At 67.4% G+C, this 12395-nt stretch carries 8 protein-coding genes; 7 read left to right on the top strand and 1 reads right to left on the bottom strand.

The window, feature by feature from the left end:
- The first annotated feature begins 41 nt into the window (after window positions 1–41).
- The 6 genes from carA to recJ all read left to right on the top strand — a co-directional run bounded on the left by carA (window position 42) and on the right by recJ (window position 8244).
- The gene (carA, locus tag AC13F7_RS05765) at window positions 42–1172 is read left to right on the top strand and encodes a glutamine-hydrolyzing carbamoyl-phosphate synthase small subunit (RefSeq protein WP_481468222.1); all 1131 of its coding nucleotides are present in this window, start codon (window positions 42–44) and stop codon (window positions 1170–1172) included.
- A complete protein-coding gene (locus AC13F7_RS05760) occupies window positions 1169–1726 on the top strand; it encodes a hypothetical protein (protein WP_482999540.1) in 558 nt (185 codons plus the stop codon). Before carA ends, AC13F7_RS05760 begins: the two co-directional genes overlap by 4 nt.
- Before the next feature lie 54 nt (window positions 1727–1780).
- Window positions 1781–5023: a carbamoyl-phosphate synthase large subunit gene (gene carB / locus AC13F7_RS05755; RefSeq protein ID WP_482999539.1), complete on the top strand. Its 3243-nt coding sequence runs from the start codon at window positions 1781–1783 to the stop codon at window positions 5021–5023.
- 8 nt (window positions 5024–5031) lie between these two features.
- The gene (gene greA / locus AC13F7_RS05750; protein WP_179459625.1) at window positions 5032–5496 is read left to right on the top strand and encodes a transcription elongation factor GreA; all 465 of its coding nucleotides are present in this window, start codon (window positions 5032–5034) and stop codon (window positions 5494–5496) included.
- A 5-nt stretch (window positions 5497–5501) separates the two neighbouring features.
- Window positions 5502–6422, top strand: coding sequence for a phosphoglycerate mutase (locus AC13F7_RS05745; protein ID WP_482999538.1), 921 nt, complete (start codon window positions 5502–5504; stop codon window positions 6420–6422).
- A gap of 157 nt (window positions 6423–6579) precedes the next feature.
- Window positions 6580–8244: a single-stranded-DNA-specific exonuclease RecJ gene (recJ, locus tag AC13F7_RS05740; protein WP_483000096.1), complete on the top strand. Its 1665-nt coding sequence runs from the start codon at window positions 6580–6582 to the stop codon at window positions 8242–8244.
- Window positions 8245–8259: 15 nt separating this feature from the next.
- On the opposite strand, the gene AC13F7_RS05735 is transcribed toward recJ, so the two are convergent.
- Window positions 8260–9306 (bottom strand): DUF1176 domain-containing protein, encoded by a 1047-nt coding sequence (locus AC13F7_RS05735; RefSeq protein WP_482999537.1) that lies wholly within the window; start codon window positions 9304–9306, stop codon window positions 8260–8262.
- Between the two features lie 148 nt (window positions 9307–9454).
- Between AC13F7_RS05735 and AC13F7_RS05730 the strand changes: the two genes are divergently transcribed.
- Window positions 9455–12334: a VIT domain-containing protein gene (locus tag AC13F7_RS05730; protein WP_482999536.1), complete on the top strand. Its 2880-nt coding sequence runs from the start codon at window positions 9455–9457 to the stop codon at window positions 12332–12334.
- Window positions 12335–12395 lie beyond the last annotated feature (61 nt).

The raw sequence follows: 12395 nt of genomic DNA, 5'->3' as shown, positions 1-12395 counted from the left end.
CGTGACTTCGGTGACCCCTCGGTAGCCAAAGTGAGATTTCCGTGACCCAAGCCGCAATCCTCGTCCTCGAAGACGGCACCGTATTCGAGGGCGAATCCGTAGGCGCGCCCGGCCTGTCCGTCGGTGAGGTGGTGTTCAACACCGCCATGACCGGTTATCAGGAAGTGTTGACCGATCCTTCCTACGCCCGGCAGATGGTCACGCTGACCTACCCGCATATCGGCAACACCGGCATGACCGACCAGGACGATGAAGCGGCCAAGGTGTGGTCGGCCGGTCTGATCGTGCGCGATGTGCCGCGCCGCCCGAGCAACTGGCGCAGCCAGGTGTCGCTGCAGGATTGGCTGATCCAGCGCGGCGTGGTGGCCATCTCCGGCATCGATACCCGCAAGCTGACCCGCATCCTGCGCGAGCGCGGCGCCCAGAACGGTGCGCTGATGGCCGGCGAAGGGCTGAACGTGGAGACGGCGCTGGAAGCGGCGCGTAAGTTCCCTGGCCTGAAGGGCATGGATCTGGCCAAGGTGGTCAGCACCGACAAGCGTTACACCTGGAGCGAGGGCCAGCTGGATCTGGACAGCAACGCCTTCGTCAACGCCGCACCGCGCTTCAAGGTGGTGGCCTATGACTTCGGCGCGAAGCTGAACATCCTGCGCATGTTGGCCGAACGCGGCTGTGAGCTGACCGTGGTACCGGCGCAGACCCCGGCGGCCGAAGTGCTGGCGATGAACCCGGACGGCGTGTTCCTGTCCAACGGCCCGGGCGATCCGGAACCGTGCGACTACGCCATCGCCGCGATCAAGACCTTCCTCGAGAAGAAGGTGCCGGTCTTCGGCATCTGCCTGGGCCATCAGCTGCTGGCGCTGGCCTCCGGTGCGAAGACGGTCAAGATGGGCCATGGCCACCACGGCGCCAACCATCCGGTCCAGGACCTGGACGGTGGCCGCGTCATGATCACCTCGCAGAACCATGGTTTTGCGGTCGATGAGGCCTCGCTGCCGTCCACCCTGCGCGTGACCCACCGCTCGCTGTTCGACGGCACCAACCAGGGCATCGCCCGCACCGATGTGCCGGCGTTCTCGTTCCAGGGCCACCCGGAAGCGTCGCCGGGACCGCACGATGTCGGTCCGCTGTTCGACCGTTTCGTGACCCTGATGGCCGAGGCCAAGGCGTGATGCGCAGCCCCGCGCTGCTGCTCTCGCTGTTGTGCTTCACCGGCGTGGCCCAGGCCGCGCCGGCTACGGATGCGCAGGTGCAGGCGGTGGTCCAGTCGCTGGGCCTGGGCACGCTGGGCACGGACATGGCCAAGCTGATGGTCGACGACGTGCCCGCGCTCAACGCGCTGCCCGAGACCGATCGGCAGTGCGCCCATGCGCCGATCAAGCGCCTGCTCGACGCGCAGTTCCGTCGCTCGGTGATCTCCGGCCTTGGCAACGACGGCGACCAGGTGATTGCGGAGTGGTCGCGTTTCCTGGGGACCCCCGGGGGCAAGAGTCTCTCCTCGGCCTTCGCTGCTGCCAATCCATCGACGATCGCCGAAAAGACCAACGCGGATCTGAGTGAAACCGAGCGCGCCGAGGTGGCTGCGTTCCTGGGCAGCCCGGCCTACACCCGCTTCATCGCCACGCTCGACATCGAATCGGAGCTGCCCGACGACATCGGCGTGCAGCTGGCGAAAGGACTGCAGGACCAGTGCCGGATCGCGCTGAACCCCGACGATATTTCCTGATCGACAGCGTGCGATCACCCCCATCTGCCTCGCTGTCCAGACTTAGAGAAGACAATGCCCAAGCGCACTGACCTTAAAACCATCCTCATCATCGGTGCTGGCCCGATCGTCATCGGCCAGGCCTGTGAGTTCGACTACTCTGGCGCGCAGGCCTGCAAGGCACTGCGCGACGAGGGTTACCGCGTGGTGCTGGTCAACAGCAATCCGGCCACCATCATGACCGACCCGGAGATGGCCGACGCCGTCTACATCGAGCCTATCAACTGGCAGACGGTCGAGAAGATCATCGCCAAGGAAAAGCCCGATGCGCTGCTGCCGACCATGGGTGGCCAGACCGCGCTGAACTGCGCGCTGGACCTGGCCGACAACGGCGTGCTGGAGAAGTACAACGTCGAACTGATCGGCGCCAAGCGCGATGCGATCCGCATGGCTGAAGACCGCGAGCTGTTCCGCGTGGCCATGGGCGAGATCGGCCTGGAGTGCCCGTCGGCTGCGGTCGCGCACACGCTGGAAGAGGCGATCGAGATCCAGACCCGCGTCGGCTACCCGACCATCATCCGCCCCAGCTTCACCCTGGGCGGCAGCGGTGGCGGCATCGCCTACAACCGCGAAGAGCTGGTCGAGATCGTGACCCGCGGCCTGGAACTGTCGCCGACCACCGAAGTGCTGGTGGAAGAATCGGTGCTGGGCTGGAAGGAATTCGAGATGGAGGTGGTGCGCGACACCGCCGACAACTGCATCATCGTCTGCTCGATCGAAAACCTGGACCCGATGGGCGTGCATACCGGTGACTCGATCACCGTGGCCCCCGCCCAGACCCTGACCGACAAGGAATACCAGCGCCTGCGCGATGCCTCCATCGCCGTGCTGCGCAAGATCGGCGTGGATACCGGCGGCTCGAACGTGCAGTTCGGCATCAGCCCGACCACCGGCCGCGTGGTCGTGATCGAAATGAACCCGCGCGTGTCGCGGTCCTCGGCGCTGGCCTCCAAGGCCACCGGCTTCCCGATCGCCAAGGTCGCGGCCAAGCTGGCCGTCGGCTACACCCTGGACGAGTTGAAGAACGAAATCACCGGCGGCCTGACCCCGGCCTCGTTCGAGCCGTCGATCGATTACGTCGTCACCAAGATCCCGCGCTTCGCCTTCGAGAAGTTCCCGGCGGCGGATGCACGCCTGACCACCCAGATGAAATCGGTGGGCGAGGTGATGGCGATGGGCCGCACCTTCCAGGAGTCGCTGCAGAAGGCGCTGCGTGGCCTGGAAACCGGCAAGATCGGCCTGGACCCGACCGGTCTGGACCTGTCCAACGAGGATGACATCACCACGCTCAAGCGCGAGCTCAAGGCCCCGGGCCCGGAGCGTCTGTTCTTCGTCGGTGACGCGTTCCGCGCCGGTTTCAGCGTGGAAGAGGTGTTCGCGCTGTCGCACATCGACCCGTGGTTCCTGGACCAGATCGAAGAGATCATCCAGGCCGAGGCCGAGGTGGCCGCCGATGGCATCGACGCGCTGGACGCCGTGCGCCTGCGCAAGCTCAAGCGCGCCGGCTTCTCCGACGCCCGCCTGGCCGAGCTGACCGGCACCAACGAAGCGGCCGTGCGCGCGCTGCGCCGTGCCCACAAGGTGCGCCCGGTGTACAAGCGCGTGGATTCCTGCGCTGCCGAGTTCGCCACCAGCACCGCGTATCTGTACTCGACCTACGAGGACGAGTGCGAAGCGGCACCGAGCAACCGCGACAAGATCATGATCCTGGGCGGCGGTCCGAACCGTATCGGCCAGGGCATCGAGTTCGACTACTGCTGTGTGCACGCCGCGCTGGCGCTGCGCGATGATGGCTTTGAAACCATCATGGTCAACTGCAACCCGGAAACCGTCTCCACCGACTACGACACCTCCGACCGCCTGTACTTCGAGCCGCTGACGCTGGAAGACGTGCTGGAGATCGTCGAGCTGGAACAGCCCAAGGGCGTGATCGTGCAGTACGGCGGCCAGACCCCGCTGAAGCTGGCGCGCGCGCTGGAAGCCAACGGCGTGCCGGTGATCGGCACCTCGCCGGACTCCATTGATCTGGCCGAAGATCGCGAGCGCTTCCAGCAGCTGGTCGACAAGCTCGGCCTGAAGCAGCCGCCGAACCGCATCGCCCGCAACGACCAGGAAGCGCTGCTGCTGGCCCGCGAAATCGGCTACCCGCTGGTGGTGCGCCCGAGCTACGTGCTGGGCGGCCGTGCGATGGAAATCGTCTACGGTGAATCCGATCTGGCGCGCTACGTCCGCGACGCGGTGAAGGTCTCCAACGATTCGCCCGTGCTGCTGGACCGCTTCCTGGACAACGCCGTGGAAGTGGACGTGGACATCATTGCCGACAAGGACGGCAACGTGCTGATCGGCGGCGTGATGGAGCACATCGAAGAAGCCGGCGTGCATTCGGGCGATTCGTCCTGCTCGCTGCCGCCGTACTCGCTGTCGGCTGAAACCCAGGCCGAGCTGCGTCGCCAGGTGGTGGAGCTGGCCAAGGCCCTGAACGTGGTCGGCCTGATGAACACCCAGTTCGCGATCCAGGCCGGCGAGAACGGCGAAGACATCGTGTACCTGCTGGAAGTGAACCCGCGTGCCTCGCGCACTGTGCCGTTCGTCTCCAAGGCCACCGGCATGCCGCTGGCCAAGATCGCCGCGCGCTGCATGGCCGGCAAGACGCTGGCCGAGCAGGGCGCGACCAAGGAAATCGTGCCGGGCTACTACTCGGTCAAGGAAGCGATCTTCCCGTTCGCCAAGTTCCAGGGCGTCGATCCGATCCTCGGGCCGGAGATGCGCTCCACCGGTGAGGTGATGGGCGTGGGCCGCAGCTTCAGCGCCGCCTTCGCGCGTGCGCAGGAAGCTGGTGGTATCAAGGCGCCGCCGCTGGGCAAGGCGTTCGTGTCGGTCCGTGATCCGGACAAGAAGCGCGTGCTGCCGGTCGCCAAGGCACTGGTCGAGCGCGGCTACACCCTGGTCGCCACCCGTGGCACCGGCGCATGGCTGCAGGAGCACGGCATGACCTGCGAAATCGTCAACAAGGTGGTCGAAGGCCGTCCGCACATCGTCGATTCGATCAAGAACGGCGAGATCGTCTACATCGTCAACACGACCGAAGGTCGCGCGGCGATCAACGACTCGTTCTCGATCCGTCGCGAAGCGCTGCAGCATCGCGTGACCTATTCGACCACCATCGCCGGCGCCATGGCGCTGGTGCAATCACTGGAATTCCGCGGTACCGGCCCGGTCTGGTCGCTGCAGGAACTGCACAAGGAGTTGAACGCATGAGAGCACCGATCACCCTGAAGGGCGCGCAGCGTCTGCGCGAAGAGCTTGACCACCTGAAGTCGGTCAAGCGCCCGAAGGTCATCGCGGCGATCGCCGAGGCGCGCGAACACGGCGATCTCAAAGAGAACGCCGAGTACCACGCCGCGCGCGAAGAGCAGGGCTTCATCGAAGGCCGCATCAAGCAGCTGGAAGGTGAGCTCTCGCATGCCGAGATCATCGACATCACCAAGCTCAACGCCGGCAGCAAGGTGGTGTTCGGCGCCACCGTCGAGCTGTCGGACGTGGAGAGCGAGGAAGAGAAGCGCTACCAGATCGTGGGCGACCTGGAAGCGGACATCAAGCTGGGCCTGATCGCGATCTCCTCGCCGCTGGCCCGTGCCTTGATCGGCAAGCTGGAAGGCGATGCGGTCACCATCGACGCGCCGGCCGGCCAGCGCGAGTACGAAATCGTCAGCGTCCAGTACCTGGACTGACGGCGATGGCCACGGCGACGTTGTTGCTGCCGGCGCGCAGCCGGTTTCCGGCGGCGCCGTTGCCCGATGACGTCGCCAAGGCGCTGGGGCGTGCGCAGCGCCGCAGCGCCGAGGCAGGCGAACGCGCCCAGCTGCGTCGGCATTTCCAGACGCAGCCGGACGCGTGGTCTGCCGCAGCCCTGACCCGCCAGCTGGATGTCGGCGATGCCGACCAATCCGTGTGGCTGCGGGCCGATCCGGCCAATGTGGTGCCGGACATGCATGGCGCACGCCTGATGGGGCACGGGGATACCCTGCGCCCCGATCTGGCCGATGTGATGCATCTGCTGCCCGCGTTGCAGCCGTTGTTTGCCGGCTACGGTTTCGTGCTGGATGCACCGGTGCCGTCGCGCTGGTATCTGCGCCTGCCGCCAGGCACCACGCTGCCCGTCTTCGCCGAGCCCGATGAAGTGCTCGGCGATGATCTGTTTGCCCATCTGCCCGAAGGCGATGCAGGCCGCCGTTGGCGCGCCCTGCTGACCGAAGCGCAGGTGGTGTTGCACCAGCACGAGTGGAACCAGCAGCGCGTGGCCGACGGCAAACGTGCGATCAACTCGCTGTGGTTCTGGGGTGGCGGTGAGCTGCCCGAACGCGTGACCACCGCGCATGCCCAGGTCCGCAGCCGCGATGCACTGCTGCAGGCGCTGGCCAAGGCTGCGGGTCTGCAGGCCGATGGCGAGCAGACCGTGGATGCCCTGGTGGACCTGCGTCAGCTGCGTTCGCTGGAACAGCTGGGCAATGAGGCGATCCGCCCGTTGCTGGCGGCGATCGCGCGCGGGGAATTGAAGCGGCTGGTGCTGGATTTCGAGGATGGCGCCCGCGTGGAGATCGACAAGACCCAACGCTGGCGGTTCTGGAAGAAGCCGGTGCAGCTGCACGACCTCTGAGTGCGCCGCGAAGGACAGCCGGCCAGCGGCCTGCTCTACCGGTAGCGGGGCGGTATCATGCTCGCGAACGTCATCGATCGAGCCTGTTTTGACCCAGTCTGAAGCACCCCGTATCCAGCGCCGCCCTGCCGCCGCCGTCGGCGAGTGGCCGTCCTCCATGTTGCCGTTGCTGCAGCGGTTGTACGCCGCGCGCGGGGTGACCGATGCCGCGCAGGCCCAGCCGAAGCTGGCCCAGCTGCATGCGCCGGATCTGCTGGGCAGCATGCAGGCCGCGGTAACGCTGCTGGCCGATGCGATCGCCAACAACGAACGCATCCTGATCGTCGGCGATTTCGACTGCGATGGTGCCACCGCCTGTGCGGTCGGGGTGCGCGGTCTGCGCATGCTCGGCGCGCGCGATGTGGTACACGCGGTGCCCAACCGCATGCTGCATGGCTATGGGCTGTCGCCATCGCTGGTGGCCGAGCTGGCCCCGCTCAATCCGGGCCTGCTGGTCACGGTCGACCATGGCATCGCCTGCCATGCCGGCGTCAACGCGGCCAAGGCGCTGGGCTGGAAGGTGCTGGTCACCGATCACCATCTGCCGGGCGAACATCTGCCGCCGGCCGATGCCATCGTCGACCCCAACATCAGCGGCGATGCGTTCCCCAGCAAGGCACTGGCCGGCGTCGGGGTGATCTTCTATGTACTGATGGCGCTGCGCCGCCACCTGCGCGATCAGGGCGCGTATGCCACGGCACCAGAGCCGGATCTGCTGACCCTGCTGGACCTGGTCGCGGTGGGCACCGTCGCCGATCTGGTCGCGCTGGATGACAACAACCGTGCCCTGGTCTCGGCCGGCCTGCGCCGGCTGCGCAGCGGTAAGGGCTGCGTCGGCCTTCAGGCGCTGATCGAGGCCAGTGGGCGTGACGCCTCGCGGCTGACCGGCAGTGACATCGGTTTCGCGCTCGGGCCACGGTTGAACGCCGCTGGCCGGCTGGAAGACATGGCGCTGGGCATCGAGCTGCTGCTCACCGAAGACCGCGCCCACGCGCGTGAGATCGCCACGACGCTGGAGTCGATCAACACCGAGCGCCGTGCGGTCCAGCAGCTGATGACCGACGACGCAGAACTGGCGGTGTCCCGTGCGGTGCTCAGCGCCGAGGGCGTGCGCCCGGTTGCGGCGTGCCTGTTCGATGCCGAATGGCATCCCGGCGTGGTCGGGCTGGTGGCGTCCAAGATGAAGGATCGGCTGCACCGGCCGGTGATCGCGTTCGCACCTTCAGAGCCCGGCGGCGATTCGCTGCGTGGCTCGGCGCGCTCGATTCCCGGCTTCCATATCCGCGACGCGTTGGCCTTGGTCAACGCGGCGCACCCTGGCCTGATCGACAAATTCGGTGGCCACGCCATGGCTGCGGGCCTGAGCCTGCCGCACGCGCAGCTGGCCGCGTTCGAGCAGGCCTTCGTGGAGGTGGTGGAGCGCACGCTGGATCCACTGTCGCTGCAACAGCTGCTGCTGACCGACGGCGAGCTGTTGCCGCAGGAGCTGGATTTCGCCCATGCCGAGGCGCTGCGCCTGGCCGGGCCGTGGGGACAGGGCTTCCCGGAACCGTTGTTCGATGGTCACTTCCAGGTCGCGCGCTGGCAGGTGCTCAAGGAGAAGCACCTGAAACTGAGCCTGCGCGTGCCGGGCCGTGCCGAACCGGTCAGCGCCATCCACTTCAGCGGCTGGACCGGCAATGCGCCGGCCAACCATGTCCATATCGCGTACCGGCTGGTCAGCGATGACTACCGTGGCGGCGGCGCGATCCAGCTGATCGTGGAGCACTGCGCCGACGCGTGACCGAGCGGGTTCGGCTTACTCGCGTACCTGCGTCACCAGTGTCGGCATCTCCCAGGCGCCGCCAGCGGCGACCAGGCGGCACAGCCCGGTGCTGCTCTCTTCCGTCCTGACGAACTGCGTGCCGGTCCAGCCCCAGGTGGTGGAGTACCAGCAATCGCCAAGGCCACGGCCCTTGTGCGCCTCCTGGATGGTGCGGACCTCATCACTGACCGCTGCCGTGGTGACCAGCCGCGGCTGGTACGGCGCGCGGTCGTTGATCACCCAATAGCCGTCACCGGTGTTGTACGCGCCGCGCCAGCAGCTCAGCGAGACCAGCAGTTTGTCGGCGCTGAGCCGCTGCACCGTCAGCGCTTCGGGTTCCTCGCCGGGTGACAGGCTGCCGCTGGGTCCAAGCGCTTCGCAATCGTCGGCTGACGTCACTGCTGTGAGGGCGGCACGCAGCGCCGGCGATGCGGCCAGCGCAGTGTCCGCCGGGCGTGTTGCCACCGGCTTGCCCAGCTGCACGACCGGCACCGGCAGTGCGGGCGGCACCGAGGATTCGGCGAGGGTGCCCTTGCGCATCAACGCGCCGGGTGTGCCAAGGCGACCCTGGAACGCATCCATCTTCAACAGCACGGCCGAGGCGCCCTGATCGGAGACCGTCCAGCGCGCGCCATCGTCGCCGATCAGCTCGATGCGGCTGTTGCGCGTCAGTGAGCCGAGCAGGGCGGTGAGCTGCTTCGCGGAAAAAGTGGCGGTGCCCTCGGCGGCATCGAACTGCATCGGGCCCAGCGAGGTGCCATTGATCTGCAGGCTGAGCCGCTGGGTGGCGGTGTTGTCGTCGTACTGGCCGAGCATCAGTTCCGCCTGCACGGGCTGGTTCGGTCCGCCCGCGCGGGTGAGCAGGATCGAGACCGGATCGCCGCCATTGTCATCGGCCTGATAACCGGCGGCGCGGCAGGTACGGGTGTTGTCGCAGGCCAGCGTCCAATCGTGGTGGGTGAACGTCACGCCCTCGATGGGGGCGGCGTAACCGGGCAGGGTGAGCCCCATCAACAGCGGGGCGGTCAACAACAGGCGCATGCAGCATCCTTGGTCCATCAATCCGTGGAGGGCGATCTTGGCCCAGCACGGATGAGGCGTCCATGACCGGAACAGGCGATTGCCGCCGCTCAACCCCGTTCTCGTGCGCCGTGCGTTCAATGAGGTGTCATCGAATCAGGAGCGTCACATGGGACTCGCACTGCGCAGTATCGGTCTGCTCGCGCTGCTGTGCTGGCAGCTGCCCAGCGTGCACGCCCAGCCGCGGCGGTTGCCGCCGCCACGACCACCGATCCTGCAGGTGGCCGGCGCCGAGGTGCCGGTGCGGCTGACCGAGGCCCGTATCGACAGTCGTGTCATGGCGGGGCTGGGTGAAACCACGATTGAGTTGACCTTCCACAATCCCAACGCGCGGGTGCTGGAAGGGCGGCTGGCATTTCCGCTGGCCGCGGGCCAACAGGTGGCCGGGTTCGCACTGGATATCGACGGTGAGCTGCGCGACGCGGTGCCGGTCCCCAAGGCGCAGGGCCGCCAGGTGTTCGAGGCGATCGAGCGCCGCCAGGTGGATCCGGGGCTGCTGGAACAGACCGCCGGCAATCAGTTCCGGCTGCGGCTCTATCCCATCCCGGCGCGTGGTGAGCGTCGCGTCCGTCTGGTGTTGCGCGACAGCCTGCCGACCGTCCCGCAGGGCCTGCAGTGGTCACTGCCCGTGTTCTTTGCACGCCAGGCCGAGCAGGTAACGGTGAAGCTCGAGGCCAGCGGGACGGGCAAGCCGGTCGCCGTTGGCGCCAATCCACTGGGATTCACAGTGAAGACTGGCGCCTATGCGGCGCAGTGGCAGGGGCGGGGCGCGGATCTGCCTGCACAGCTGCAGTGGAACCTTCCGCTCGCGCGCAGCACTGACGTGGTCACCGGTCTGCATGAGGGGCAGCGCTATCTGCTGGCCAGCGTGCCGGTTCGCACGTCCACCGCGCCGCGCGTTCTGCCTCGGCGCATCGGCCTGCTCTGGGATGCATCGGGCTCGGCAGGTTTACGCGACCGCGCGGCCGAACTGGCGGTACTGGATCGCTACTTCCAGGCCCTCGGCACCGGCCAGGTCCAGTTGACCGTGCTGCGTGACCGCAGCGAAACGCCGCGGGAGTTCACCGTCAGCAAGGGCGACTGGTCAGCACTGCGCGAGTATCTGCAGGCACTGCCCAACGATGGCGCCAGTGCACTGGGCGACTGGACCCCCAACCCCGCCATCGGCGAGTACCTGCTGGTCAGCGACGGCCTGGCCAACTACGGCAGCCAGACGTTGCCCACGCTGTCGCCCGATCAACGCCTGTATGCGCTGAGCGGCGCTGGTGCGAAGACCGATACCCCGCGCCTGCGCGCCTGGGCCGGCGCCCATCATGGTCAGCTGCTGCAGGTGAGCAATGAGGCGGACGTGGCTGGCGTGATGCCGCTGCTGCTCCAGCAGCCGGTTGAGGTGGCCGAGGTCGTGGCGCGTGGCGTGGAGGACGTGAACGTGGATGCCGCCAGCGCCACACAAGGTTGGATCCGCATCACCGGCCGCGTGCTGCGTCCCGATGCGACGGTGCTGCTGTCTCTGCGCGGTGGCGGAAGTGATCCACAACCGATCACGCTCAGCCTCGCGAACGCACGGGGGATGGACGGCGGCCTGGTCGCGCACGCTTGGGCGAATGCCCGCTTGGCCACGCTCGCCGCTGACCCGGCCGGGACGCCAGCGTCCAAGCTGCTGGCCCAGCAGTTCGGTGTGGTGACCGCCGATACCTCGCTGCTGGTTCTTGAAACGTTGGACGACTACCTGCGTTACGGGATCCGTCCGCCGGCACCCCTGCGCGCCGCCTACGACCAGCGCCATGCAGTGACGGTGGCCGACGCGGCGACCGAGCGGAAGCGCCGCCTGGATGGCATCGCCCGCCAGTTCGCCGAGCGCGAGCAGTGGTGGAATACCCGCTGGCCCAAGAATGCGCCACCGCGACCCAAGCCGGAATCGCGGTCCGACGCCGCACCGGTCGCCATGGCGATGGCGCCGCCACCGCCGGCACCTGCGGCGCCGATGGCGCTGGATCGGGTTGAGCTCACCGCCTCGGCGGTTGCCGATGAGGCGGAGGCCACCACCGAGCGCCGCGCCAAATTGGCACCGAAGACCAACAGCGGCCAGATCACCCTGACCCTGGCGCCGTGGGCGCCGGATTCGGCCTATGCCCGCCGCCTGCGCGACGCCACGCCCGCCCAGCTGTATCCGCTGTACCTGCAGGAGCGCGAACAACACGCCGGCAGCAGTGCGTTCTATCTGGACGTGGCCGATCTGCTGCTGGCCAGCGGACAACGTGATCTCGCCCTGCGGGTGCTGTCCAACCTGGCTGAGATGCAGCTGGAGAACCGTCACGTGCTGCGCGTGCTCGGCTACCGGCTGATGCAGGCCAAGGCGCCGGCGCTGGCCGTGCCGTTGTTCCGGCAGGTGCTGGCGATGGGCGAGGAGGAGCCACAGAGTTTCCGTGATCTCGGCCTGGCGCTGGAAGCGGCGGGGGAGTACCAGGCGGCGGTGGCATCCCTGTATGAAGTGGTGGTGCGGCCGTGGGATGGCCGCTTCGACGGCATCTCGTTGATCGCGCTGGATGAACTGACCCGGCTCATCTTGCGCGAGCGCGTCGATGCCTCGGCCATCGACCCGCGCCTGCGCCGGGCGATGCCGTTGGACCTGCGCGTGGTGCTGAGCTGGGACAGCGACAACAGCGACATGGACCTGTGGGTCACCGACCCCAACGGCGAGCGCGCCTACTACGGCAACCGGCTGACCTACCAGGGCGGGCAGATGTCGCAGGACTTCACCGGCGGCTATGGCCCGGAGCAGTTCTCGTTGCGTGATGCCAAGCCGGGCACCTACAAGATCGAAGCGAACTACTTCGGCAGCCGCGAGCAGGTGGTCACGGGTGCCACCACCTTGATGCTGCGCCTGAGCACCAAGTGGGGCAGCCGCGACCAGCGCGACCAGCAGGTCACGCTGCGCTTGAAGGACCGGGCGGAGACGGTGCTGGTCGGGGAGTTCGAGGTGAAGTGAGCGCCGGCGTGGTGCAGGAGGACGTCGCGCCGTGTGCCGCCAGCGGCCAATACCCCGCCAA

This window comes from Stenotrophomonas sp. K-6 (genome assembly GCF_056861555.1).
This window is presented reverse-complemented; position numbering and strand designations above follow the sequence as displayed.